This window comes from Humibacillus sp. DSM 29435, from assembly GCF_001758225.1.
Lineage (GTDB): Bacteria > Actinomycetota > Actinomycetes > Actinomycetales > Dermatophilaceae > DSM-29435.
Genome location: NZ_MAST01000001.1, coordinates 231,591 through 257,295 on the forward strand (window position 1 = coordinate 231,591; position 25,705 = coordinate 257,295).

Below are 25,705 nucleotides of genomic sequence, written 5' to 3' on the forward strand. Positions count from 1 at the left end.
TCAGCTGATCCTCGCCTCGGCCAGTCGTGACAGGATCTCGTCGACGGTCTCGTCGGGCGTCTGCTGCGAGCTGTCGAGCCAGAGCCCGATGCGGGGTGTCTTCGTTCTGACCATGTGGTCGAAGTCCCTGACCGACCACAGGTCGCCGTAGCCGACCTTGACCCGCTCTGACTCGCGCTGCATCACGACGGCCACATCGGGGGCGAGCATCACCAGGCTGACGGGTCGTTCGACGAGCTGCTTGACGAACGGCTCGAGGGTGGCACCGACGAAGAGGTCCTGGACCACCACCGTGAAGCCGGCGGCGACATAGCGGTTCGCGGTCTGGGCGGCAATGGAGTGGCGCAACGCCAGCTGTCGCTCGGCCTCGGGCTGGGCCTGGGGCGACATGTCGACCCTCCCGGTGACGACGAAGCGTCGGAAGACATCGCCGCGCAGATGCACGGCACGCGAGAACCGTTCGGCCAACAGCTGGCTCACGGTCGACTTTCCGGCCGCCATCACGCCGGTGACCACGATGACCTGCGGCACGTCGAGATCGTGCCTCAGGGCCGGCGGCGAGCTCACTTACACAGCCTATGCCGCGGATGCCGTTCGATTCCAGAGTTCAGGCGACGTTCAAGTTCTGTTCGCACCGGTTGCGCTCGGGCGGGGCCAGTACCGGCCGCTTAGGCTGGGTGCATGACGGATCTGCATGGCACTGGCACTCGTCCGCACGTCGTCGTTCTGGGTGGGGGCTTCGGGGGCCTCGCCGCGGTGCGGGCCCTGCGCAAGGAGGACGTCGACGTGACGCTCGTCGACCGGCATCCGTACAACACCTTCCAGCCGCTGCTCTACCAGGTGGCCACCGCGACGCTCAACCCCGGTGACGTCACCTGGTTCCTGCGCTCGGCACGGTCGAAGCAGGAGAACATGCGGTTCGTCCAGGGCGACTGTGCCGAGGTCGACCACGACGCGCGCACGCTCCGCCTCTCTGGGGGTGAGGTGCTGACCTTCGACCACCTCGTCATCGCCACCGGAGTCGCGGCCAACTTCTTCGGCACCCCGGGTGCGGAACAGTTCGCGATGCCGCTCTACACCCGCAACCAGGCCCTCGCGGTGCGCGACGCGGTCTTCTCAGGCCTGGAGGCGGCGGCGGCCGATCCGCATCGCGACAGCATTCGCGTCGTCGTCGTCGGTGGGGGCCCGACCGGTGTCGAGACTGCCGGTGCACTGGCCGAGATGCGCAACAAGGACGTGCCCGTGCTCTATCCCGAGCTCGACTCGAAGAAGGTCCACGTCACGCTGGTCGAGATGTCACCTGAGCTGCTCGCGCCCTTCACACCCGGCAGCCGCGACTATGCCCTCGAGTCGCTCCGTCGTCGCGGCGTCGACCTGCGACTGTCGACGAAGGTGAACGAGGTGCGCTCCGACGGGGTCGTCGTCGGTGATGCCGACGAGTTCCTGCCCGCGGGCGTCGTGATCTGGGCGAGCGGGGTGACGGCGCCGGATGCCGTGTCGACGTGGGGGGTGCCGCAGGGGCGCGGTCACCGCATCATGGTCGACGACCGTCAGCGCGTTCAGGGCCTCGACGCGATCTACGCGGTCGGTGACATCTCGGTGGCCGACGGTGACGCCGCTCTGCCGCAGCTGGCCCAGCCGGCGATCCAGCAGGGCAAGTTCGTGGGGCGTCTCATCGCGGCCGGCCTTCGGGGCGAGCCGACCGAGCCGTTCACGTACTCCGACAAGGGCATTCTCGCCACGATCGGTCGAGCATCCGCTGTCGCCGAGGTCACGGGGATTCCGCGCCTGCAGGGGTTTCCGGCCTGGATGGTCTGGAACGGCGTGCACATCGTCACCTTGCTCGGCAACCGCAACCGTGTCGCGGCCATGGTCAACCTCGGCGCCAAGTACCTCGCGTGGGGCCGCAGCCACAACGCGATCGTCGGCGACACGAAGCCGCCGCAGCTGCACGCCGCGACGCCTGAGCGAACCCGCCCCGAGACGACTGAGGCCGACGCCTGAGCGGCTGGGCCCAACCCAAGGTTCGACCCCCAGTGGCTCAGGCGGGTTCGTGGGCGAATGGTTCGCTCATACGGGTTCGCTCAGGCGTACGCCTCGACCTCGTCGGGCGTCGCGCGTCGCACCACCACACGGGTCCAGGCTCCGACGTAGAGCCGGTCGTCGTCGTCGAGCTCGGTCTTGGGGCCGACGCTGACGGCCTTGACCGGCAGTGGACCGGAGGCGGGGCCGACGAAGGTGCCGTTCGAGCTGCCCAGGTCTTCGACGAACCACCGCGTGCCGTCGGTGGTCAGCTGGGCGTGCCGACGGCTCACGCCGGGGTCAGACGACAGGTCGATCTCGGGGTTGGTGTTCTTGCTCGTCGACACCCGCCCGAGCAGCACGCTCTTGTGTCGCAACGGCATGATCATGGGCAGGCCGGGTGAGGGGCAGGGGTCATCTGCCTCCTGGGTCTGGTACCAGTCGGGGTCGATCCACACCTCGGCGAGCCAGGTGAAGGCGGATGCCGCTGGGCTCGGTTCGCCTGTGCCGGCGCCGGCTGTGGCCGCTGCGGGAGTCGAGGCCGCCGAGGCTTTCGAGGTGCCGTCTTCGGCATCCGGCTCAGTTCCAGGATCGTGGCCGGGGTCGGATGACGACGCTGGGTCGGCGTTCGCCGGGTCAGCGTTCGGTGGCTCCGGTGGCTCCGATGCCGCGGGGTTGGCTGCGGCAGGGTCACCCGTCGCAGGGTCGGCCCCTGACGCGATGCCACCGCCACTGCCAGCGGCCGGCGCCGACGGGTCGCGGGGCATGGCCCCGGTGGTGAAGTCGTAGCCGCAGGCCTCGCAGAAGAGTGCGCCCTCGGCGTTCTCGGTGTGGCAGTTCGGGCACGACAGCATGCTCGAGGCGCCGGCGACCGGGCTCGCCGCGCCGCCGTGCGGAGCCGGCACCGGGTCGAGGTCGAGCGACGACTTCGAGCCGCCTGCCCCCGCGGAGCCGGAGGCGCCGACCGTCGGGTCGGCCGGGGCCGAGCCGGGTGTGGCAGGCGAGGACTGCGCTGCGGCGTCGATGGGCGACCCACAGGTGTCGCAGTAGTCGTCGGAACCGGACGTGTGCCCGTTGGGGCAGACCGCACTCACCGGCGAACCCGGCTCGTCTTCGTCGATGCGGTGTCGAGCGACATGTCGTCGATCTTCGAGACGCCCTTCTTCAGTCGCACGGTGCCGGTGTCGGCGTCGTCGATCTCGACCACCTTCTTCAGGCGCGTCGTCATCTCGGCGTTGCCCGTCTGTGCCGCGAGCTGTACCGCCCGCCCGAGCTTGGAGGTGGCGACGTCATCTTGACCAGCGGCCTTGGCGGCGATGCCGTCCTGGATGACCTTGGCCAGCTCGGCCTGACCCGTGTACGCCGCGACCGCCGGGTCGATGCGGGTGGTGAGGGTGTCGTCGTTGCTCCACTTCGCCTTGACGAGGGCCTGGGCCACGGGGTCGGGCCCGAGCGCGATCGACACGCGGGCCGCGAGCTGCTCCTGACCGAGCGTGCGGGCCGGTAGCCGCACCGCCACGTGATAGTCGCGACTCTCGTCGGACCAGGCCCCGGTGGGGTAGGCGCCGGTCAGTGGGTTGACCTGGGTCTTGCGTGACGAGAGGTCTTCGAGGTTCGGTGAGACCTGCTTGACGAAGAGCAGCTCGGCGCCCTGCGGCACCCAGACCCGCAGCTCGGCGTTGGCCACCCCGCGGGCCATCGAGGCGCGCATCATCCGCTCGAACTCGGCCGCCATCTGTTCTGGGGCCGGGATGAGGTCGACAGTGCCGAGCAGCGCCGAGGCGATGCTGCGCACCTCCTCGACCCGCCACTGGTCACCGACACCACGGCAGTCGCACTGGAAGGCTCCGACGCACGAGGCCACCGCCGACTGCAGCGACTGGGGTGTCTCGCCCTCGTTGACGCCGTCGGTGAGCAGGATCGCGTGTCGCTTGGTCACGTGGGGCACGGTCTCGAAGATCTTTCGCGCGAGCGTGAGCCACGTGCCCATCGCCGTGCCGCCGTTGGCGCGCAGGCCCTCGACGGCCCGCACCGCCTCACCGCGCGTGTTCGACGACATCGCCACGAGTGCCCCCTGGTGGCTGTAGGGGTAGACGATCTGGGCGGTGCCGTTGCCCGAGACGACGGCGAAGAGTGTGCCGTCGACGATCTCGTTGAGCGCCGCCTTGGCGGCCTCGCTGGCGGCCGCCACGCCGCGTCGCCCCATCGAACCGGAGGTGTCGATGAGGATCACCTCGGCCGATGAGCCGGCCGCGGTCGGAGTGGTCATCGACCCCGCCGTGGAGGCGCCCGTCGAGGTCACCCGCACGATGGCGTGTACGTCGGTGCCGCCGTCGGGCAGGAACTCGTTCTGGAAAACCTCTGCCGTGAAGTCAGCCATGGGTCGTCTCCTCTTCCTCTGAGGCGGCCGGCGCTGTCGCGAAGGCCACCCCGCTCGTTGCTATCGATCCTTGCCCAGCCAGTCGTGCCACGGCAACCGTGATGTTGTCGCGACCGCCCTGCGCGTTGGCGAAGTCGACCAGCTGTTGGGCGATCTCGGTCGGGTCGCTCGTGCCGTCGGGTCGAGCGGCCACCGTGGCCGCAGACTGCACCCTGGCGCGCAGCTCGTCGGCCTCGGAGCAGTAGTTCCACAACCCGTCGGAACACACCATCAGCCAGCCCGGGGTGGCGACCACGGTGGTCAGGTGGGGAGTGAGGTCGTCGGGGGAGTCCTTGCCGAGCCATCGCGTGATCGAGTGCGCCTGCGGCCCGGTCTCGGCCTGCTCGCGGTCCATCCCACCGTCGATCTGCTCCTGGGCGTAGGAGTCGTCGGAGCCGAGCTGACGGGCCGGTTCGGCCGCGCTGTCGGGCAGCCAGTAGACCCGGCTGTCGCCGACGTTGGCGGCCACGATCACCTCGTTCTCGACGACTGCCGCGGCGAAGGTGCACGAGGGCGGGTTCGGCACGTCGGCGGTCACGGTAGCCGCGACGGCCGCGTCGGCCTCGGACACGGCCGTGGTCAGTGCCCGGCCGGCTCCCGCGGTCCAGGCGTCGTGGGTGCCGACACCCCGGGGGAAGGGCTGGTCCAACACGACCAGTGCCGCCTTCGCGGCAGCGAGCGAGGCGATGTGCGAGTCGGTCGCCATCGACACACCGTCGCAGACGACGAGAACGGCGCGTGAACCGGGGGTCGGCGAGGCGCTGAGCGACATCGCGTCCTCGTTGCGGCTGTGACGCTTGCCGATGTCGCAGACGCCACCGACCCAGGTGGCCGGAGTCTGAACGACGTGGTTGCGGGGGTCAGGGGGTGGCGTGCCGCAGTGGTCGCAGTATCCGTCGACGATCTGACCGAGCCCGCACGCGGCGCAGGTCAGGTCGGGTAGCGCGGAGCCGGCGCCCGTGGCGGTGACGACACCGGTCCACCCGACGTCGAGTGGGGACTCCTCACCCGTGGGCGCCGTCTGTGGCGTGGCCACCGCCCCGACACCGACCGCAAGACCGCTGGTGGGGGCTCCGGTCGTCGCGCCGGATGCCGCTGGGCCGGCCGGCGCGATGTCGGCGCCGCACGCTTCGCAGAAGGTGGCGCCCGCGTCGTTGTCGGTGCCGCAGGTGGGGCAGCTCGGCCCGGGCGGTGACGGTGGTCCGGATGCCTGCGGAAGGTCTGGGTAGGCCGCGGGCCCGGCCGAGGCCGGGCTCGCGAGGGGGGCGTCGGTCGGCAGATCGGTCACCAGAGGCTCCAAGGTCGGACGGCGTTGGCTTCGTCGACGAGGCTCACGCGCTCGCCGATGTCAGGGGTGCGGCGCGCCAGCTCGCGCAACGACTGTTCCAGCCCCATTCGCAGGCTGGTGGGTGTGCCCTTGTGCTCACCGAGCCGCACGTCGGCCTTGTTGCCGCTCTTCTCGACGCTGGCGAGCGCCTCGCGGTAGATCTGCGTGGTCAGCTCGGCCTTGCGTCGGGCCGTGAGCGAGGTGTCGTCGAGGGTGCGTAGGGCCTCCGCGAGGTCGGGCAGCCCACGGTTGGCGTGGGTGAGCAGCTCGGCCAGGCCCGCCCTCGCGGTGCGAAAGGCGCTCGACTGTGGCGGTACGAGACGGTACGCCGACACGGCCCCGTCGACGTCGCCGCGGGCGGCACGCACGCGCGCCAGCCCGAAGGCGGCCATCGGCACGTAGGTGGCATCGGTGCGGGCGCACGCGATGTAGAGGTTCTCGGCCACCGAGTCGTCGCCGGCCTTCTCACAGGCGTGAGCGAGGGCCAGCTTCGGCGCCAGCTCGCCCGGAACCTGGCCGTACACGGCGTTGAAGCTGGCCTGCGCGCCGCGGTTGTCGCCGCGTTCGAGGGCCTCCAGCCCCTGGATCCAGACCGCTCGCCACTCCCACGGGTCGGCGGTCAGCAGGCCCACGGCGCTGCCCTCGGTGATGTCGGGTTTGCCGGCGTCGAGGGCGGTACGGGCAATCTCGAGCAGCACCTCGGTCGACTTGGCCGGTGCCTTGTCGAGCAGCGCCAGCCGCTCGGCCGGGGTGCCGGTGACGGTCTGCAGCCAGCCCGTCTGTGGGTCGTGCGGGTCGCGGCGCAGGTTCGGCAGGTTGTGCCAGTCGTCCTGCCGTTCGCCGGGCGTCGGGGGCTCGAAGAGCAGCGAGCTGACCGTGGTCGTCGCGGCACCCGACCCGCGGTCGATGGCCACCACCTCGCGAAGCACACCGACCATCTGCGACCGCAGCTCGTCGGCCGAGACGAACCGGTCGTCGCGGTTGGGGGCGCACGCCTTGGCCACCAGCCGGTAGAAGGAGTCGTAGCGCTGGAAGACGGGACTGGAGTCCTGGGGCGGGATGGTGTTGAGGTAGGTCGACTGGTAGCCGCGGAACTCCATCGTCAGCACGACGAGGGTGCGCCCGATCGTGTAGAGGTCGGACGCCACCGACGTGCCGAGCTCGGCCACCTCGGGAGCCTGGTAGCCCACCGTGCCGAAGATGGCCGAGTCGTCGTCGTCAGACCGCCGCACCCCGCCGAGGTCGATGAGCTTCACCTCGTCGCCGACCTGGATGATGTTGTCGGGCTTGAAGTCGCAGTAGACGAGGCCGAGGTCGTGCAGGTACTGGAACGAGGGCAGGATCTCGAGGATGTAGGCCAGAGCCTGGTCGACAGGCAACGGGTTGTAGGTTCCCGCGACCTGCATCCGCTGCTTGAGGATGGCCTTGAGCGAGGTTCCGCCGACGTACTCCATGACGATGTAGCCGGCCTCGTCGTGAGTGACGAAGTTGTAGATCTCGACGATGTTCGGGTGGGACACCTGGGCGAGGAACCGCTGCTCGGCGATGGCGGCCGCGAGAGCGTCGGGGTCGGCCGAGTTGAGCAGGCCCTTCAGCACCACCCAACGGTCTGACACGTTCTTGTCGCGGGCCAGGTAGATCCAGCCGAGGCCACCGTGGGCGAGGCAGCCGGCGACCTCGTACTGCCCGGCGACGAGCTCGCCCGCCTTGAGCTTCGGGTCGAACGAGAACGGATGGCGGCAGTTGGCGCAGAAGCCCGTGGTGCGCCCCGGCTTGCCGTCGCGACCGCGGCCCACCGGTTCGCCGCACTGCGGGCAGAACCGCTTGTTCTCCGACACCGATGGCCGGGTCAACAACGCCTTCTCGGCGTCGATCTGCGGTGCGGGCCGCACCGTGGTGATGCCGCCGCCGAGACGGGCCGCACGCAGTCGTTGCGAACCCCCCGTGCGCCGGGTGGCCGCGCTGCCCGCCTCGCGGGCCCGCCTGCTGCCGAGGGCCGCCGAAGCGAGGTTGCTCGATGCGGCCGACCGGGTCGAGAGATCGGGGGCGACACCTGCAGCGACCGCCATCGGGGCCGTGGCAGCAGACCTGGCACTGTCGGCCTGGAGCGCGACACCGTGCTGGTCGGCGGGGGTGCCACAGACGTTGCAGTAGCCAGCCTCGATGATGCCCTTGCAGTCGGGCTGCTGGCAGCGGCCCCCCTCGGGGATGACGGTCGGGTCGAAGGGTGCGGGTGGCGCCGGCGTGACGGCGCTCGTTGGTGACTCCGGTGGTGACGGAGGAGAGGAAGGTGCCGGCGCCGTTGGCGGCGCGGATGAGGACGGCCCGGGAACGGGTGCCGATCCGGCGGCCATCCCGCAGACGTCGCAGTAGCCGTCGATGACCGTGCCGGTACAACCGGGCTGGGTGCAGGTGTTCATCAGCGCCCCCTTCGGGGTGAGGACCCGTTCGTCTCACGGCGCGTCATCGCGTCGACGTAGGCCTGGTAGGCGGCTGCCAGGGCACGGGAGCGCGCCAGCGGCATCGGGGTGGAGGCGAGGGCGCCCTCGAGCCGTGAGCGCAGCTGACTCAGGTCGGCCCGGCTCTCGTCGGGCAGGTTGGACGCCAGGGTTGTTGCGGCCATGGCCGCGACCGCACCGGCCAGGCCGACGATCTCGTCGCGCTCGGCGAGCCCGGCGGCATACGTCTCGTGGGCGAGGTCGAGGGCGCGCGAGACGCGGTCGAGCTTCAGCCGGTAGGCCGTGAGGTCGGCTCGGCCCTGCGGCACCGGCCCGAGCGCGCGCACGTTCGGGATGGCCAGGTGGGGCGCGGGGGTGATCGCGGCGAGGCAAGCCCTCTCGAGAGCGTGGATGGCGGCGCCGCGGGCGTCGAGCTCTTCGACCCACTGGGCCGTCTGCACCCGGTCCTTGGCGGCGTTGGCCCGTTCGGCCGACGCCACGATGAGGTCGCGCTCGAGGGTCGACAGCTCGATCTCGAGCGGGCCGATGATGCCGCCGATGTCGGCGCCGCGCCGGGCCCGCTCGACGAGGTCGGTGACCCGCCGGTCGAGGCGGCCCAGGTGGGTGGCGGCCTCGTCGCGCTCGGATCCGGCTGGCACGAGGGGCAGCTGGTCGCGAACCCTCTCGACCCCCGCTCGGGCCAAGGTGATCCGCTGGGTGGCCTCCGCGGCTCCGGGCGCGAGCGAGGCCCGGGCCTGCAGCGTGCGGGTCAGCGAGTCGAGCAGCCGACACGCCTCGGGAAGGCTCACGGCGAGCGAGCCGCTGGAGGGCAGCGACAGGTCACTGGTGGTGTTCGAGTCGAGCCGGCCATGGATCAACGTCGAGAGACGTTCGGCCTCCTGCGGGCCCACGCGGCCACCGTCGAAGGTGGTCTGAAGAAGGGTGAGGCGGTCGTTGACGGCCTTCCAGAAGGTGAGGGCCACGGTGAGGTCGGTGGTGATCGACACCTGTTCGGCTGCCGTCAGCTTCAGCACAGCGGCATCCACCTCGCCAAGGTCGGCGCGACGCTGAGCCACCCACTCTCGTAGGGCAGCAAGGTAGGTCTGAGCCTCGCCCGCGTGTACGGGCACGCCGAGAGAGCCGGGGGCGGTGGGCGCGATGGCACCCGTGCCCGCTGCCCCGGCGGTCTGGGTGGGGCCCGTCGGTGGTGGGGTCATCGGCGCCCGTAGACCGGCTTCGGCGGGCTGGGGGCCGGGCCGAGCGGCTTGGCGAGCCATCGGTTGTAGATCGACTTCCACTCGCCATCGGACTTCACCTGCGCCAGCACGGTGTTGAGGTAGCTGGCGAAGTAGCGGTCTTCCTTGTTGACGCCGATGCCGTAGGGCTCCTGGGTGATGAGCGGAGCGGACGAGACGATCGTGTACGGGTCCTGGGCGGCGAGCCCGGCGAGCACCGTGTCGTCACCGGTGATGGCGTCGGCATCGCCCTGCTGGAAGAGCACGAGGCAGCCGGTGTGGTTCGGGGCGGTCACCGCGATGGGGCCCTTCACCGAGCGCAGCTTGTCGAGCGAGGAGGTACCCGTCGGCGCACACACCTTCTTGCCCGTGAGCTGCTGCAGTGTCGTGTCGACCTTGGTGGCACCCGCGGGCTTGGCCACCAGCACGGTCTGGCCCGACCGGTAGTACTCGGCCGAGAAGGCGATGTCGTTCCACCGGTCGCAGGTCATCGACATGTTGCGCACGACCATGTCGACCGAACGCTTCTCGAGCAGCGGGATACGGTCGGCAGCGGTGATGACGCGCAGCTGCACCTTGTTCGGGTCGCCGAAGATGCTCGTGGCCACCGCCTTGGCGATGTCGATATCGAAGCCCTCGATCTTGCCGTTGAGCGGGTTGCGGGCCGCGAAGAGATACGTGTCGGCCGACACCCCCACCGTGACGTAGCCCCGCGCGATGATCTTCTTCATCGTCGTGTCGGAGATCGAGGCGGATGCCGGGATGCTGGGTAGCGGGTCGTACGACTGGGTCGCGTTGTCGCAGCTGACGGGCGTGGCCGGGGGCTTGCTCGCCGCCGTCGTCGTCGGTGACACCGGAACCGTCGTCTCGGCGTAGGTGACTCCCGAGCAGGCCGCCAGCAGGCTGAGCCCGGCGACGGCGCCGACCGTGGTCACGCTCGTGCGGAGGCGGCGGGCGGCCGCAGCCCGACGTGTCGCGCCGTGACGCTTGTTCCGTGCCGGCGTCGATGCAGGTGTGGCTGGATGGCTCATCGGTACTCCTCGATCCGTTTGCCGATCCCGCGGATCACGAGCCAGCAGGCGACCAGGGTGCCCAGACCGATGGCGAGCGCGAACCAGGGAGCCGATCCGCCGAGCGACCGGAGCTGTTGAACGGCACTCCCGGAGGCGTCGTCACGGGCCTGCGTCACCGACGTGTCGAACGCCGTGAACTGGGCGCTGGCGCTCCCCGCACTGCTCTTGGTGGCCTCGGCCACCGCCTTGTCCCAGTTGCCGCCGTCGTCGAGGGTGCGGATCGCGGCGTGCGACTTGGCGTAGGCGGTCCACTGCGACTCGAGGGAGCCCAGGCGGTTGTCGCGCAGGATCTTCTCGACCTGGTCGCTCGCGTTCGTCCACGCGTCCTGGTTGGCCTGGCCCGAGCCCCGCGCGATGAGGGTGAGGCTCTCGTTCGCGCGGGCGTCGTTGGCGTAGGTACGCACGTCGGCGAGCGCGACCGCCTGCCGGTAGGCGCCGGTGGACACCTGCTTGGTGGCCTGGCTGATCGAGCCGATCGTCACCGAGGCCACCACGAGGCCGACGAGCAGCAGCACGATGCCGGCCGTCAGTGAGACGTTGACGTAGCGGTGCGTTCGACGGGCCAGCCACACGGCCACTGCGATCAGGACGATCAGGGCGAGCACCCCGAAGGCGAGCTGGAGGCTGGAGTTCGAGCGGTCGAACTCGGCCTGGGCGCGCTGCTCGTTGGCCGAGACGACAGCAGACACCGTGGGGATGGCGTCGGAGCGCAGCCCGGCGCTCGCCTGCTTGAGGTACTGCGCCCCGAGGGGAAGGCCGCTGCGGTTGTTGGTGCGGGCCTGCTCGACAAGGGCGGCGTACTGCTGCACCTGGGTGGAGAGCAGCCCGAGAGCCTCGGCGTCGGCGGGCTGGGCGGCCGCCCCCTGGGCGATCCCCCTCGCCACGCTCGCCATGGCGCTCTCGTAGGCCTGCCGGGAGGCCGGCGGCTCGAGACCGCCGACGAGGAAGGCATTGGTCGCGATGGCGTCGGCCCGCAGCAGGTCGACGTGCAGCGACTGGGCCAGCACCACCTGCGAGGTGTTGTTCGCCGCCCGCTCGACGGCGTTCTGCGAGGCGAGCAGCGCGGTGACGCTCACCAAGCCCAGCACGAGGGCCGCGACGACGGCGAGCAGACCGAACAGGCGCATCCGGCCCGGCGTGCCGTGCAACAGTCGGTTCGCGACGGTACGGGCGCCCGGGATGCCGCTGAGGCTGCCGGCGATCGTGTTGGCCGGCTGGGGCTGCTCAGGCGAACGTTGGCCGGCCGGGATCGCCACGGGGATGTTCGTCGTGGGGGCGCTCGTCATGCGTGGTCCTCGTTCGATGTGCCGTTCACGGTGTCGACCGGCTCAGGTCGCTCGGGTGAGCTTGGTGAGCCGGGTAGGTCGGGTAGGTCGGGTAGGTCGGGTAAGTCGTTGCTCAGCTTGGTGCTCCGACCCGCGGCGAGCTCGCTCGGTTCCGCGGTGGTGTGCTTCGAGGGTGTCTCATGGCTCGCGCCGAGGGCATCGGGGTCGTCCCTGAGCGAGTCCCCATCCTGGGCCGACGCGGTGCGCGGCATCTCAGGGTCCGGCTCGGGAGCGTCGAAGAAGTCGTGACCCAAGAGCAGGCGCAGGTCGTCGCGGCTCGGCTTCTCGGCGTTCTGCAGCCGCCAGGCGTGCCGGCCGACCGCGTGCTCGAACTGGTTGCGTGAGAAGCGGCCGTTGCCGAACGCCGGGCCGCGCACGGTGGCCTCCAGCGTCATCCGCACCCGCTTCTCGGCCTCGGGGGTCAGTTCGTAGTCGGAGGCCGCCGCGATCGACCGGAGAATCTCGACCAGCTCGTCGTCGGTGTAGTCGTCGAACTCGATCGTGGTCGTGAAGCGGCTGGCGAGACCCGGGTTCTGGGCGATGAACGCCACCATGGGGTCGGGGTAGCCGGCCACGATGACGACGAGGTTCTCGCGGTGGTCCTCCATCTCCTTGACGAGGGTGTTGACCGCCTCCTGGGCGAACTGGTCGCCGGCGAGGGCGTAGGCCTCGTCGATGAACAGCACCCCGTCGACGGCCTTCGCGACCACCTCGGCGGTCTTCATGGCGGTCTGGCCCACGTAGCCGGCCACGAGCTCGCTGCGGTCGACCTCGACGAGCTGGCCCTGGGGCAGCAGCTCGAGAGCCCGGTAGATGGCGCCGATGAGCCGCGCGACGGTGGTCTTGCCCGTGCCGGGGTTGCCCACGAAGATCAGGTGCCGGCTCATCTTCGGCGCCTTGAGGTTCGCCGCAGCGCGCAGCCGCTCCACGGTGAGCAGGGCGACCTGACGGCGGATCTCCTTCTTGACCCGGTCGAGGCCGATCATCGCGTCGAGCTCGGCCAGCAGCTCCTCGACCGTCTTCTCGGGCTCGGCCGGCACTTCTGACGACGGCTCGGCCGGGGCCTGCTGCGTGGCGGCGGCCGCCGGGTTGGCTTGGGCGCCGGGCGTATTCGACTCCGCGGGTGTCATACCGGCGGGGTCGGCGCCCGAGCCCGCCGGCATCCGGACTGAGGGATCGCGCACGTAACCCAGGCCTCGCATGACGGCGTCGGTGCCCGGCCCGGGCGGCAGCCCGAGCATCGGCCCCGATGGTGACGAGTCGGGGAACGACGTAGCGGGGAAGGACGGGGCGGGGAAGGACGGGGCGGGGAAGGACGGGGCGGGGAACTGCGGGTGGGAGCCGGGGGACGGGGCCGTGGGGCTGGTGCCGGCGGCAGCGGATGGTGGCCCGCCGCTTGGCAGGGGGGCGCCGGCGGCGGCCAGGTACCCGGCGGCGCTGGCCTGGATCCGTTCGACGGCCCACGGCTCGGGGTGGCCGAGCAGCAGGGCGGCTTTGGCCACTCCCGACAGGCCCTTCGCATAGTCAGCCGCATGCTGGCTGCGCGAGGCGATGAGGTTCGTGAGCAGGTCGGTGGGCGTGCCGCGCCAGCGCCGGCCCCGAGAGGCGGCCTCGAAGAAGGCCACGTTGGCGGCGCCGAGGTCGGCGAGGTCGTCGAGATCGGGGCGCGCCACCGCGGCCCAGCCGACGGGGGCGCCGGGCACCGACTCGGCCAGCGCTGCGGCGACGCGCAGACCCTCGTTGCGGGCGGCGGCGGGGTCGAGGCCGGCCTCGGCGGCGACGTCGGTGAGAGCGTCGATCGCCTGGGCGAGCGGAGAGGTCGGTCGGGGCATGCTCACTCCGGTGGGGCCAGGGGGCTGGTGGCGGTCGGCCTCGGGTCGGGACCATCCAGGCCGAGCGAGCCGCCGGCCCCGGACTGGCCGAACTTCTGCTCGAGGAAGGCGCCGTGCACGATGATCGCCTGTGCGTCGGCTCGACACACCGCGTCGTAGACCTTGTCCATCGTCGACCCGAGCAGGTCGAGCTGGTCGACGAGCAGCATCACCGAGCTCTTGCCGTTCGCGATCGGGCGGGTGTCGGCCCAGTCGCGCGGCAGCCGAAGGTAGTTGCCGATCGCGACGGGCAGGTAGTCGGTGGCGGTGGCCATCACGCTGAACCCCTGTGCACTGCCCAGGCCGAGGTTGGCGAGGCGAGGCAGGGTCTGGCGCACCACGCGGGTGACGCGCAGCAGCCGCGACAGCACGACCCCGGGCACCTTTCCATCGCGGGCCTGCTGCTCGATCGCGTCGAGGGCGCCGAGGAGGGCATCGGTCGTCGGAGGCCCGGAGGGCGCAACCGAGGTCGTCTCGGGCTTGTCCAGCCCGAACCACGACCTGATCCCCACGCTCTGCGTTCCTCCGTCTGTTGGCCGACCCCCGGCCGGCTGGTGACCGGCCGCTCGTTCACTCGGCTCGGCCTCAGCGGCGCGAGCCGATGTCGAGCATGCCAGGAGCGGCATTCGTCGACTGTCGGTCGTCGTGGGCCTTGACCCGGTCGAGGTAGCTGCGCGACTTGGCCACCTCGGTCTCGAGCGTGCCGATGCTCGCCGCCATGTTGTCGAGGGCTCGCACCTTGAACTGGTCGATGGCATCCATCGTCTCGTAGATGTTCGCGAAGGCCTTCTGCAGCGACTCGATGCTGAGCGTCGAGCTGGCCGACTGCTCCTGGATGCGAGCGGAGTTCTGCTTGAGCAGCTCGCTCGTGCGCTCGATCAGCCCTGAGGTGGTGGTGTTGAGCGCCGTGATCTGGTCGAGCACCAGCTGCTGGTTGTTGAGCGCCTGAGCAACGATGACGGCCGTGCGCAGCGCTGACACCGTCGTCGTGGTGGCCCGGTCGACGCCCTTGATCAGCTCGATGTTGTTCTTGATGATGATGTCGATGGCGAGGTAGTTCTGGATCGACACAGCCAGCTGGGTGAGCAGGTCCTGGTGCTTCTGGCGCACGTAGAAGAGCACGTCCTCACGCAGTGCCTTCGCCCGCTCGGGGTCGGTCGTGTCGAGGGTGGCCACCTCTGCCGCGATCTTGGCGTCGAGCCGTTCGGCCACGTAGACGTACTGGTTGAGCCGGCCCATCGACTCCCAGAGGGCCCGCTTCTCGAGGTTGAGGGCGACGTTGTCCTTGGTCAGCTCGTCCTGGCCCGACTGCAGCGAGTGCAGGATGCCGTCCAGGTGGCTCTGCGAGCTCTGGTACTTGCGGAAGTAGTCGGTCACCTTGTCGCCGAACGGGATCATGCCGAGGAACTTCTTGGCGCCCGTGGCCTGACCGGGGTCGAGGTCCTCCACGGTGCGGCGCAGGTCGAGCAGGGTCTTGCCGACCTTGGAGCCGCCCGACAGGGCGCCCTCGTTGATGGCCTTGACCGGCATCTGCAGCATGCGGTTGCTGCTCTCGGCCGCGAACTTCACCTCGTCGGTGCCCATGCTTCGCACGTCGGCGGCCTTGGCCTCCCACTCGGGCGACTTGGTGGCGGCCTTCAGAAGCGAGTCGAGGTAGGTGTCGACCTTCTCGTCGAGGCCGGGCAGCGCCGCTTCGGGCACGGCCGGGGCCATCTTCGGGGCTGCGGTCTCGGCGATGGCCGTGGTGGCCGGGGGTGGGGTGAGGGCGAAGGCTTCGCCGGGTGGTGGCTCGAGCGGAGCCATCGCAGTGGCGGCGGCAGGCTGGTCAGTCATCGTCGAACGGGTCCTTCCCCTTGTGCCACCCCGGCGGCTTGAGCGCACGGGCGCGGCGATGTCACGAGCCCGCCGAGCGGCATCCTGCCCGTCTGGTCGTGCGAGACAGGCTGCGTGTGCTGGCGGGAGTACGCACACTCTACGTGGCGTGCCCCTGCGACGACACGGCGATCCGGACGGTTCCGGATGCCGTCTGGCCGTGCTGTCGGTGCGTTTGAGAGCGACCGCGGCTCGGAATCAGGGGATTATCCGGGCCGCGGCCGCCGTGCGTGGGGAACCCCCACACCCTCAAGAACGGGTCACCGCACTGAGGAGTTCCTAGGGAGGTCCGGGGGCTCAGCCGAACTGCCAGCTACGTTTGCTGAGGCCGAACCAGAAGCCGTCGATGACGCTCTGGTTGGTCAGACCCGAGCTCTCGTAGGCCGCGCCGAGGGTGACGAACAGAGGCGCGAAGTGCTCGGTGCGCGGGTGGGCCTCGTGAGCGGCGGGCGCCTTGTCGAGGAAGTCGAGCAGGCTGTCGACGTCGTGTGCGCGCATGGCTTCGTCGGCCCACTGGTCAAACTCGGCGCTCGCGGCGGGCGGAACGACGTCGGCGCCGCCGCCGGGATTGAACCAGCGCAGGTTGTGCGTGGTGAAGCCGGAGCCGACGATCATGGTGCCCTGGTCGCGCAGCGGGGCGAGCCGCCGACCGACCTCGAAGAGGCCGCGAGGGTCGAGGGTCGGCATCGACATCTGCAGCACCGGCACGTCGGCGTCGGGGAACATCTCTTTGAGCGGTACGTAGGCGCCGTGGTCGAGGCCGCGCGCCTCGTCGCGGTGCACCTCCGAAGCCGCAACGACGCCCGTGGTTGTGAGCAGCCCGGTGACGTCGTCAGCGAGGTCGGGTGCACCCGGGGCGTCGTAGCTCACCTCGTAGTAGTGCTGCGGGAAGCCCCAGAAGTCGTAGGTCAGCGGCGCGCCGGTGGTGCTGCCGAGGGTGGTCGGGGCGTCTTCCCAGTGGGCGGACACGATGAGGATGTTGGTGGGCTTCTCAAGGTCAGCCGACCAGGCGGCGAGCTCTGCGGTCCAGCGTTCGTCGTCGGCGAGCGGCGGTGCGCCGTGGCTGAGGTAGAGAACCGGTGCTGACATCGTCTGCTCCTGCGAATCGAATGTTGAACACTAAATTACCACCTCGAGTGGCCACTTTCGTACGGCCCCAACCCGTCGAGTGGCCACTTTCGTACGGATGAGCGTGTACGGAACTGGCCACTCGACTTGCGGAGTGTGTACGAAAGTGGCCATTCGACGTGCGAGGTGTGGCCGGTGCGCGGGCTCCGTGCGTGACCTTCGGCCCGAGGTCGTGGTTCGGCGGGTACACGCTCTGCTGTTACCGTCGGCCTGCGTCCACGTCGAGGCAGCGACGAATCCGCTGCACGTGAGGCCGAGAAAGTGAAGGTCAGTCATGGCTGCAGGAAAGGGCCGCAAGCTCGTCATCGTCGAGTCGCCCGGCAAGGTCAAGTCGATCGCCGGCTATCTGGGCGGTGACTACGAGGTCGAGGCCTCGATCGGGCACATCCGTGACCTGCCCAACCCGTCTGAGCTGCCGGCCGACATGAAGAAGGGCCCGTACGGCAAGTTCGCTGTCGACGTCGACAACGGCTTCGACCCCTACTACGTGGTCGACAGCGACAAGAAGAAGAAGGTCGCCGAGCTGCGGCGCAAGCTCAAGGACGCCAGCGAGCTCTACCTCGCCACCGACGAGGACCGTGAGGGCGAGGCCATCGCCTGGCACCTGCTCGAGGCGCTCAAGCCCCGGGTGCCGGTCAAGCGCATGGTCTTCCACGAGATCACCAAGGAGGCGATCCAGCGGGCCATCAACAACACTCGTGAGATCGACACCGCGATGGTCGACGCTCAGGAGACCCGCCGCATCCTCGACCGGCTCTACGGCTACGAGGTGAGCCCGGTGCTGTGGCGCAAGGTGCGCCAGGGCCTCTCGGCCGGCCGCGTGCAGTCGGTCGCCACCCGCCTGGTCGTCGAGCGCGAACGTGAGCGGATGGCCTTCGTGCGGTCGAGCTACTGGGACGTCGAGGGTGAGTTCACGCCCAGCGACGCCGCGCAACGGTTCACCGCGCGGCTCTCGCAGGTCGACGGACAGCGGGTGGCCACGGGTCGCGACTTCGCCGACTCGGGTGAGCTGACCTCGAAGAACGTGGCGCACCTCGACGAGGCGCTGGCCAACCGCATCGCGGTGGCCTGTCGCACCCTCCCGGCGCGGGTGACCGACGTGCAGGAGAAGCCCTACACCCGTCGGCCGTCGGCGCCGTTCACCACCTCGACCCTGCAGCAGGAGGCGTCGCGCAAGCTGCGGCTCAGCAGCAAGAACGCCATGCGCGTGGCCCAGCGCCTCTACGAGGGCGGCTACATCACCTATATGCGTACCGACTCGACCACCTTGTCGGATGCCGCTCTCACCGCGGCGCGCAGCCAGGCCCGCGACCTCTACGGGGCCGAGTACGTTCCCGACAGCCCGCGGCGCTACGAGAAGAAGGTCAAGAACGCGCAGGAGGCCCACGAGGCCGTGCGCCCGGCGGGTGACCGGTTCCGGTCCCCCGCTCAGGTGGCCGGCGTACTGCGGGGTGAGGACTTCGCGCTCTACGAGCTGATCTGGAAGCGCACCGTCGCCTCGCAGATGGCCGACGCGCGCGGTTCGACGGCCACCGTCAAGCTGTCGGTCGACACAGCCGTCGAGGGTGCCCAGCGCGTCGAGTTCAGCGCCAGCGGCACGATCATCACCTTCCGCGGGTTCCTCGCCGCCTACGAGGAGGGCCGCGACGACGAGGCCGCCGCCCGCGCCCAGGCTGCCCAGGAGGAGCGCCGGCTGCCCAAGGTCAGCGAGGGCGTCGCCCTCGAGGTGCTGGGCGCCGAGGCCGACGGCCACGAGACGAGCCCGCCGGCCCGCTACACCGAGGCCACGCTTGTGAAGGCGATGGAGGAGCGCGGCATCGGCCGTCCCTCGACCTACGCCTCGACCATCGGCACGATCCAGGACCGCAAGTACGTCTTCACCAAGGGGCAGGCCCTGGTGCCGACCTGGCTGGCCTTTGCGGTCACGCGGTTGCTCGAGGAACACTTCAGCAACCTCGTCGACTACGAGTTCACCGCCTCGATGGAGGAGGACCTCGACCGCATCGCCAACGGTGACGAGGGCCGGGTCGAGTGGCTGAAGCGTTTCTACTTCGGCGACGAGGCCTCCTCAAGCGAGGGTCTGCGCGACCTCGTGCAGGACCTCGGCGACATCGACGCCCGCGAGATCAGCACCATCCCCATCGGTGACGGGATGGTGGTGCGCGTGGGCCGGTACGGGCCCTACGTCGAGGAGGTCGTGCCCACCGGCATCAACCTCGAGACCGGTGAGGTCGCTGAGGGCGCGGAGGTGCCGGCCACGCCGCGACGGGCCACGATCACCGATGACATCGCCCCCGATGAGATGACCCCGGCGAAGGCGCGTGAGCTGCTCGAAGCCGCCGCCGACGACGGCAAGGTGCTCGGCCAGCACCCCGACACCGGTCGCGACATCGTGGCTAAGGCCGGGCGCTACGGCCCGTACGTCACCGAGGTGCTGCCGGAGGATGATGTCGAGGCAGCCAGTTCGGCCGCCAAGGGCAAGAAGAAGCCGGCCAAGGTCAAGCCGCGTACGGCGTCGCTGTTCAAGGACATGGAACTCTCGAGCATCGACCTCACCGACGCCATCATGCTGCTCAGCCTGCCGCGCGTACTCGGTGTTGACGCCGAGGGTGAGGAGATCACCGCTCAGAACGGCCGGTACGGGCCCTACCTGAAGAAGGGCACCGACTCCCGGTCGCTGACCAGTGAGCCGCAGCTGTTCGAGATCACCCTCGAGGAGGCGCTCGCGATCTACGCCCAGCCCAAGCAGCGGGGCCGGGCCGCTGCAGCGCCGCCGCTCAAAGAGTTGGGCGACGACCCGGTCAGTGCCAAGCCGGTCGTGGTCAAGGACGGCCGGTTCGGGCCCTACGTCACCGACGGCGAGACCAACGCCACCCTGCGCAAGGACGACGACGTCGAGACGATCACGGCCGAGCGAGGCTTCGAGCTGCTTGCCGAGAAGCGGGCCAAGGGCCCGACCACCCGCAAGCGCGTGGTGAAGAAGGCGGCCAAGAAGACCGCGAAGAAGACCACGACCAGACGCGCCACGAAGACGGCCGCCAAGAAGGCCTGACCGGTTGGGGCTGGGTTGAACCGCGTGACGGCAAGGGCCCGGTGCGATTCCGGTGGTCGGTGGTGCTCGGGCGGCCCGTGGATCCGGCCACGGTCCGATTCCGGTGGGGCGTGCGGTCGCGAGACCGCCGTAATCCCGCCACGGTCCGATTCCGGTGGGGCGTGCGGTCGCGAAACCGCCGTAATCCCGCCACGGTCCGATTCCGGTGGGGCGTGCGGTCGCGATACCGCCGTAATCCCGCCACGGTCCGATTCCGGTGGTCGGTGGTGCTCGGGTGGCCCGTGGATCCGGCCACGGTCCGATTCCGGTGGTCGGTGGTGCTCGGGCGGGGCGTGGATCCCGCCACGGTCCGATTCCGGTGGTCGGTGGTGCTCGGGCGGTGCGTGGATCCCGCCACGGTCCGATTCCGGTGGTCGGTGGTGCTCGGGCGGTGCGTGGATCCCGCCACGGTCCGATTCCGGTGGTCGGTGGTGCTCGGGCGGTGCGTGGATCCCGCCACGGTCCGATTCCGGTGGTCGGTGGTGCTCGGGCGGCCCGTGGATCCCGCCACGGTCCGATTCCGGTGGTCGGTGGTGCTGGGGCGGCCCGTGGATCCGGCCACGGTCCGATTCCGGTTGGGCGTGCGGTCGCGATACCGCCGTAATCCCGCCACGGTCCGATTCCGGTGGGGCGTGCGGTCGCGAGACCGCCGTAATCCCGCCACGGTCCGATTGGGGTGGCACGGGTTCCGTTGAGAGCCGCCAAATTTGAGATGATCGGTGTCATGCGCAAGACGATCACGACCCTGGTCGATGACCTCGACGGAACAGAAGCGGCCGAGACCGTGCGGTTCGCCCTCGATGACACGCACTACGAGATCGACCTCTCGGAGAAGAACGCCGCTGCACTGCGGGCTGCCGTGGCCCCCTACACCGCCCGGGCCAAGACGGCCGGCGACCAGCAGCGCACTCGCACGACGTTGCCGTCGGCCGGGCCGTCCCGCAACGCGGAGATCCGCGCGTGGGCCGCGGCCCAGGGCACGGTGGTCCCGGCCCGCGGCCGGATCCCCGTAGCGGTGGTGCAGGCCTTCGACACCGCCAACTGAGCCAGGCACGACGCCCGCGTCACGTGCGCGGCGGCGGCTCGGAGCCGCTCGGAGCCGGCTCGGCGGCATCCGATCAAGGCGAACGGATGCCGGGGAGCCCGTGGCGGTCTAGCGTGTCGGGCATGGTGACCGGCGAGATCACGGTGGGCCCGCTCGACGACGACGATCGCGGAGACTGGGAGGTGCTCTTCCGCGCCTACATCGAGTTCTACGACGACCTGCTGCCGCAGGCGGCGTACGACCGGGCGTGGGCCGAGTTCCGTTCCGACGTGAGGATGCACGCCTTCGGGGCCTGGCAGGGTGGGCGCCTCGTCGGCATCGCCCACTTCTTCGTGCACCCCGACACGTGGGGGCCTGACGTCTGCTACCTGCAGGACCTCTTCACGGCGCCCGACGCGCGGGGTCAGGGAGTGGGCCGGGCGCTCATTGCAGAGGTGGGGGAGTGGGCCCGGGTGGAGGGCTGCGCCCACGTGTACTGGCAGACCCGCAACGACAACGAGGCCGCGCGCGGGCTCTACGACAAGGTGGCGACGTTCGAGGGCTTCCTCGTCTACCGGATGCCGCTCTGACGGCCGTCGCCGCAGGGTGAGAAAGTAGACGACATGTCAACTGTCGTGTTCGTGCACGCCCATCCCGACGACGAGTCCTCGCAGACGTCGGGTTCGATGGCCCGAGCGGTCAAGGAAGGCCACCGGGTGGTGCTCGTCGTGGCCACCAACGGTGACCACGGTGACGCTCCCGGCGACCTGGCCGACGGCGAGACGGTGGTCGACCGGCGCCGGGCCGAGGCGGAGGCCGCAGCCGCGGTGATCGGTACCCACCGCATCGAGTGGCTCGGCTACGCCGACTCCGGCATGACCGGTTGGTCGCAGAACGAGCACGAGAGCAGCTTCTTCACGGCTGACACGGAGGTGGCCGCAGAGAGGGTGGCCGCAGTCCTGCGCGAGGAGGATGCCGACGTGGTCGTCGGCTACGACTGGCACGGCGGCTACGGTCACCCCGACCACGTCAAGGTGCACGCCGTGACCAAGCGGGCGGCCGAGCTGGCCGGAACGCCGCGCTACCTGGAGGCGTCGATGAACCGCGACGCCATGGTGCGGGGCTTCGAGGCGGCCCGGGAGGCCGGGATGGATGTCGGTGACTGGGACCCGAGCCAGGCCATGGACGACGGCAACCCGCTCGGCAGCTCCGAGAGCGAGCTGCACTGGGCGTGTGACGTCAGTGACTACCTGGCCGTCAAGCGCGAGGCCCTCAAGGCGCACGCCAGCCAGGGCGACGCCCAGGGGATGCTGTCGATGCCCGAGCAGATGTTCGCGCAGGGCTTCTCTTGGGAGCACTTCATCGAACCGGGCCGACCCGACGGAATGGTGGCAGGGTGGTTTCTCGATGAGTGACATCGACCTGACGACGGCCACCCCCGAGCAGCTGGACGAGCTGGGGCAGGTGGGCTTCATGCGGGCCATCCGGGCCATGCCGGATGCCGCCCTGGCCACCCTGATGCGCGGACCCAACCGGTCGATCATCCTGTCGCAGGTCTTTCCCCGCATGCCGGGTCTGTTTCGCCCCGACAAGGCGGGAGGGGCGACGGCGACGACGCACTGGTCGATCACCGACGGGCCGGGCGGCGGCTCCGACGACTGGACCGTGCGGGTCGCCGGCGGGGTGTGCACCGTGACCCCGGGGCTGGTGGGCGATGCGGCGGTGTCGTTGGGGATGTCCGGGGTCACCTTCTTCAAGCTGATCACCAAGAGCGGCAACCCGGTGATGATGTACATGACCGGCAAGCTGAAGATCGGGGGCGACGTCGGGTTGGCGGCCGGCATCGGCGGCTGGTTCGACTCGCCGGGCGCCTGATCCCTGCTCAGCAGGTCGAGACCATCGGCACGTGATCCCCTCTCGACGGTGGTCGCCGGGCCTCAGGCGAGGGTGGCGATGATGTCGTTGAAGGTCTGGCTCGGCCGCATGATCGAGGCGACCTTGTCGGGGTCGGGCTGGTAGTAGCCCCCGATGTCGACGGGGTGCCCTTGGGCGGCGATCAGCTCTTCGTTGATGGTGCCCTCGTGGTCGGCGAGCTGCTGGGCCACGTCGGCCATGGCCGCGGCCAGCTCGGGGTCGTCGCTCTGCTGGGCCAGCTCGTGGGCCCAGAACAGCGCCAGGTAGACGTGGCTGCCGCGGTTGTCGATCTGGCCGACCTTGCGCGCCGGGCCCTTGTTCTCGTCGAGCAGCCGCCCGGTCGCGCGGTCGAGGGTCTGGCCGAGCACCCGGGCGCGCGGGTTGTCGGTCGCGTCGGCCAGGTGCTCGAGGCTCACGGCAATGGCGAGAAACTCACCGAGGCTGTCCCAGCGCAGGTAGTTCTGCTGCACGAGCTGCTGCACGTGCTTCGGCGCCGAGCCGCCGGCACCGGTCTCGAAGAGGCCGCCGCCGCCGAGCAGCGGCACGACCGAGAGCATCTTGGCCGAGGTGCCGAGCTCGAGAATGGGGAAGAGGTCGGTGAGGTAGTCGCGCAGCACGTTGCCGGTGACCGAGATGGTGTCTTCACCCTTGCGAATGCGCTCCAGCGAGAAGGCGATCGCGTCGGTGGGCGTCATGATCTCGATGGTGAGACCGTCGGTGTCGTGGTCGCCGAGGTACTGCTTCACCTTGGTGATCAGGTTCGCATCGTGAGCCCGGGCCTCGTCGAGCCAGAAGATGGCCGGGGTCTCGCTGGCGCGGGCGCGCGTCACGGCGAGCTTCACCCAGTCGCGCAACGGCACGTCCTTGGTCTGGCAGGCGCGCCAGATGTCGCCCTTCGCGACGTCGTGTTCGAGCACGGTCTCACCCGCTTCGTTGACGACACGAACCGAGCCGTCGGCCGGGATCTCGAAGGTCTTGTCGTGGCTGCCGTACTCCTCGGCGGCCTGGGCCATCAGCCCGACGTTGGCCACGGAGCCCATCGTCGAGGGGTCGAAGGCGCCGTGGGCGCGGCAGTCGTCGAGGACGACCTGGTAGATCGGGCCGTAGCTGCTGTCGGGAATGACGGCGAGGGTGTCCTGCTCGTCGCCGGCTCGGTTCCACATGTGGCCGGACGTGCGGATCATCGCGGGCATCGAAGCGTCGACGATGACGTCGCTCGGCACGTGCAGGTTGCTGATTCCCTTGTCGCTGTTGACCATGGCGATCGCCGGGCCGTCGTCAAAGGCCTGCTGCACGCTCGCCTCGATGGCCTCCCGCGCGTCATCGGGAAGGGCTTTGACCGCGGCCAGCATGGCGCCCAGCCCGTCGTTGGGAGAGGCGCCGACCGAGGCGAGCTCAGCGGCATACTGCTCGAACAGGGCAGGGAAGAAGGCGCGCACGACGTGACCGAAGATGATCGGGTCACTGACCTTCATCATGGTGGCCTTGAGGTGCACCGAGAAGAGCACACCGTCTTCCTTGGCCCGCACGATCTGCGCGGCGAGGAACTCGTCGAGCGCGGCCACGCGCATGACCGTGGCGTCGACGATCTCACCGGCGAGCACGGGGATCGACTCTCTGAGCACGGTGGTCGTGCCGTCTTCGGCCACGTGTTCGACGCGGAGCGAGTCGTCGGCCGCCATGACGACCGACTTCTCGTTGTGAGCGAAGTCGTCAGCCTCCATCGTCGCGACGTTCGTCTTGCTGTCTGGGCTCCAGGCGCCCATCGAGTGCGGGTGCTTACGGGCGTAGCTCTTCACGGATGCCGGTGCCCGCCGGTCTGAGTTGCCCTCGCGCAGCACGGGGTTGACGGCCGATCCCTTGATCTTGTCGTACGTGGCCCGGGCCGACTTCTCGTCGTCGGTGCTGGGGTCGTCGGGGTAGTTCGGCAGCGCGTAGCCGGCAGCCTGCAGCTCAGTGATGGCGGCCTTGAGCTGAGGGACCGACGCCGAGATGTTCGGCAGCTTGATGATGTTCGCCTCCGGCTGCTTCGCGAGCCGGCCCAGCTCGGCGAGGGCGTCGTCGATGCGCTGTTCGGGCTTGAGGGCGTCGGGGAAGCTGGCGATGAGGCGCCCGGCGAGGCTGATGTCGCGGGTCTGCACCTCGACACCGGCCGTCTTCGCGAAGGCCGACACGATCGGCAGCAGCGAGGCGGTGGCCAGGGCGGGCGCCTCGTCGGTGTGCGTGTAGATGATCAGCGAGTCAGTCGTCGAGTCAGTCATCGTTGGCTCCATTCGAGAGTCCGAGTCACGTTCGAGAAATCTTGACATCAAGATATCGGATGCCGCCGAGCGTGGCCAGACACCAGGGGTAGATCGCCACGCGTGGTGGGGGTTCGGCGGTACGGTTTCGGGATGAGGTTCCGGGCTGAGGTCGAGCTGGGTGGCAAGACGGCAACGGGCATCGTGGTGCCCGACGAGGTGGTCGCAGCGCTCGATGCCGGTCGGCGGCCGCCGGTGTTGGTGACGGTGGGCGGCCACTGCTACCGCACGACCGTGGCATCGATGGGTGGCCGGTTCATGGTGCCCCTCAGCGCCGAGAACCGCGCGGCCGCAGGGGTCGCTGCGGGTGACGAGGTCGAGGTCGAGCTCGTGGGCGACACCGCGCCCCGTCAGGTCACCGTGCCCGACGACCTGGCGCAGGCGCTGGCCGCGGAACCGGCCGCGGCTGCGTTCTTCGACGGTCTGGCTCCCTCCCATCGCAAGGAGTGGGTGCGGTGGGTCGAGGAGGCCAAGCGGGCGCAGACCCGAACCTCTCGGGTCGCCCAGACGGTCGTGTCGCTGAGCGCGGGAAAGCGAACGAGATAGGCGAATGCCGCCTCGGTCAGGCAGGTGGCGACACCTTCGCCGGCCCAAGAGTCGGCGCTGGGTATCGGCCTGAGCATCCCAAGGCCGCCGCGCCTGCCCCCTGACGCCGCCGAGCCTGAG

Annotated in this window: 20 protein-coding genes; 7 read left to right on the plus strand and 13 right to left on the minus strand. The window is 69.9% G+C overall.

The features are described from left to right. Positions 1 to 567: an AAA family ATPase gene (locus tag BA895_RS01080; protein WP_070190017.1), complete on the minus strand. Its 567-nt coding sequence runs from the start codon at positions 565 to 567 to the stop codon at positions 1 to 3. A gap of 114 nt (positions 568 to 681) precedes the next feature. Between BA895_RS01080 and BA895_RS01085 the strand changes: the two genes are divergently transcribed. Further along, on the plus strand, positions 682 to 2,004 hold the full coding sequence (locus tag BA895_RS01085; RefSeq protein WP_070190018.1) for an NAD(P)/FAD-dependent oxidoreductase: 1,323 nt from the start codon (positions 682 to 684) through the stop codon (positions 2,002 to 2,004). Positions 2,005 to 2,084: 80 nt separating this feature from the next. Here the strand turns inward: BA895_RS01085 and BA895_RS01090 are convergent, their stop codons facing one another. From BA895_RS01090 to BA895_RS01140, 11 genes are all read right to left on the minus strand, one after another. Continuing rightward, positions 2,085 to 3,116, minus strand: coding sequence for an FHA domain-containing protein (locus tag BA895_RS01090; RefSeq protein ID WP_070190019.1), 1,032 nt, complete (start codon positions 3,114 to 3,116; stop codon positions 2,085 to 2,087). After that, positions 3,113 to 4,402 (minus strand): VWA domain-containing protein, encoded by a 1,290-nt coding sequence (locus BA895_RS01095; protein ID WP_070190020.1) that lies wholly within the window; start codon positions 4,400 to 4,402, stop codon positions 3,113 to 3,115. The genes BA895_RS01090 and BA895_RS01095 overlap by 4 nt, the downstream gene beginning before the upstream one ends. Continuing rightward, complete coding sequence (locus BA895_RS01100; protein WP_070190021.1) at positions 4,395 to 5,729, minus strand: PP2C family serine/threonine-protein phosphatase; 1,335 nt, start codon at positions 5,727 to 5,729, stop codon at positions 4,395 to 4,397. Before BA895_RS01100 ends, BA895_RS01095 begins: the two co-directional genes overlap by 8 nt. After that, positions 5,726 to 8,188: a serine/threonine-protein kinase gene (locus tag BA895_RS01105; protein WP_070190022.1), complete on the minus strand. Its 2,463-nt coding sequence runs from the start codon at positions 8,186 to 8,188 to the stop codon at positions 5,726 to 5,728. Before BA895_RS01105 ends, BA895_RS01100 begins: the two co-directional genes overlap by 4 nt. After that, positions 8,188 to 9,423 (minus strand): hypothetical protein, encoded by a 1,236-nt coding sequence (locus BA895_RS01110; RefSeq protein WP_070190255.1) that lies wholly within the window; start codon positions 9,421 to 9,423, stop codon positions 8,188 to 8,190. The genes BA895_RS01105 and BA895_RS01110 overlap by 1 nt, the downstream gene beginning before the upstream one ends. Beyond that, entirely contained in the window at positions 9,420 to 10,472 is a 1,053-nt protein-coding gene (locus BA895_RS01115) for a glutamate ABC transporter substrate-binding protein (RefSeq protein WP_083282844.1), read from the minus strand. The genes BA895_RS01110 and BA895_RS01115 overlap by 4 nt, the downstream gene beginning before the upstream one ends. Further along, complete coding sequence (locus BA895_RS01120) at positions 10,469 to 11,800, minus strand: hypothetical protein (RefSeq protein WP_070190024.1); 1,332 nt, start codon at positions 11,798 to 11,800, stop codon at positions 10,469 to 10,471. Before BA895_RS01120 ends, BA895_RS01115 begins: the two co-directional genes overlap by 4 nt. Further along, positions 11,797 to 13,671, minus strand: coding sequence for an AAA family ATPase (locus BA895_RS01125; RefSeq protein ID WP_070190025.1), 1,875 nt, complete (start codon positions 13,669 to 13,671; stop codon positions 11,797 to 11,799). Before BA895_RS01125 ends, BA895_RS01120 begins: the two co-directional genes overlap by 4 nt. Before the next feature lie 2 nt (positions 13,672 to 13,673). Further along, positions 13,674 to 14,222: a hypothetical protein gene (locus BA895_RS01130; RefSeq protein ID WP_070190256.1), complete on the minus strand. Its 549-nt coding sequence runs from the start codon at positions 14,220 to 14,222 to the stop codon at positions 13,674 to 13,676. Positions 14,223 to 14,295: 73 nt separating this feature from the next. Beyond that, entirely contained in the window at positions 14,296 to 15,543 is a 1,248-nt protein-coding gene (locus tag BA895_RS01135; RefSeq protein ID WP_070190026.1) for a toxic anion resistance protein, read from the minus strand. 336 nt (positions 15,544 to 15,879) lie between these two features. Next, positions 15,880 to 16,671, minus strand: a complete 792-nt coding sequence (locus tag BA895_RS01140) for a dioxygenase (protein ID WP_070190027.1) — start codon at positions 16,669 to 16,671, stop codon at positions 15,880 to 15,882. Between the two features lie 313 nt (positions 16,672 to 16,984). Between BA895_RS01140 and topA the strand changes: the two genes are divergently transcribed. From topA to BA895_RS01165, 5 genes are all read left to right on the plus strand, one after another. Next, positions 16,985 to 19,762 carry a type I DNA topoisomerase gene (topA, locus tag BA895_RS01145; protein WP_070190028.1) on the plus strand — a complete coding sequence of 926 codons (2,778 nt, stop codon included), beginning with the start codon at positions 16,985 to 16,987 and terminating at the stop codon, positions 19,760 to 19,762. Positions 19,763 to 20,525: 763 nt separating this feature from the next. Continuing rightward, positions 20,526 to 20,846: an Lsr2 family protein gene (locus BA895_RS01150; RefSeq protein ID WP_083282890.1), complete on the plus strand. Its 321-nt coding sequence runs from the start codon at positions 20,526 to 20,528 to the stop codon at positions 20,844 to 20,846. A 122-nt stretch (positions 20,847 to 20,968) separates the two neighbouring features. Further along, positions 20,969 to 21,415: a GNAT family N-acetyltransferase gene (locus tag BA895_RS01155; RefSeq protein WP_070190030.1), complete on the plus strand. Its 447-nt coding sequence runs from the start codon at positions 20,969 to 20,971 to the stop codon at positions 21,413 to 21,415. A 33-nt stretch (positions 21,416 to 21,448) separates the two neighbouring features. After that, the gene (locus BA895_RS01160; protein WP_070190031.1) at positions 21,449 to 22,240 is read left to right on the plus strand and encodes a PIG-L family deacetylase; all 792 of its coding nucleotides are present in this window, start codon (positions 21,449 to 21,451) and stop codon (positions 22,238 to 22,240) included. Then, positions 22,233 to 22,700 carry an SCP2 sterol-binding domain-containing protein gene (locus BA895_RS01165; RefSeq protein WP_070190032.1) on the plus strand — a complete coding sequence of 156 codons (468 nt, stop codon included), beginning with the start codon at positions 22,233 to 22,235 and terminating at the stop codon, positions 22,698 to 22,700. Before BA895_RS01160 ends, BA895_RS01165 begins: the two co-directional genes overlap by 8 nt. A gap of 62 nt (positions 22,701 to 22,762) precedes the next feature. Here BA895_RS01165 and BA895_RS01170 read toward each other — a convergent pair whose 3' ends face one another. Next, positions 22,763 to 25,000 carry an NADP-dependent isocitrate dehydrogenase gene (locus BA895_RS01170; RefSeq protein WP_070190257.1) on the minus strand — a complete coding sequence of 746 codons (2,238 nt, stop codon included), beginning with the start codon at positions 24,998 to 25,000 and terminating at the stop codon, positions 22,763 to 22,765. A 132-nt stretch (positions 25,001 to 25,132) separates the two neighbouring features. On the opposite strand from BA895_RS01170, the gene BA895_RS01175 reads away from it, so the two are divergent. After that, positions 25,133 to 25,585 (plus strand): YdeI/OmpD-associated family protein, encoded by a 453-nt coding sequence (locus tag BA895_RS01175; protein ID WP_070190033.1) that lies wholly within the window; start codon positions 25,133 to 25,135, stop codon positions 25,583 to 25,585. Positions 25,586 to 25,705: the final 120 nt, after the last annotated feature.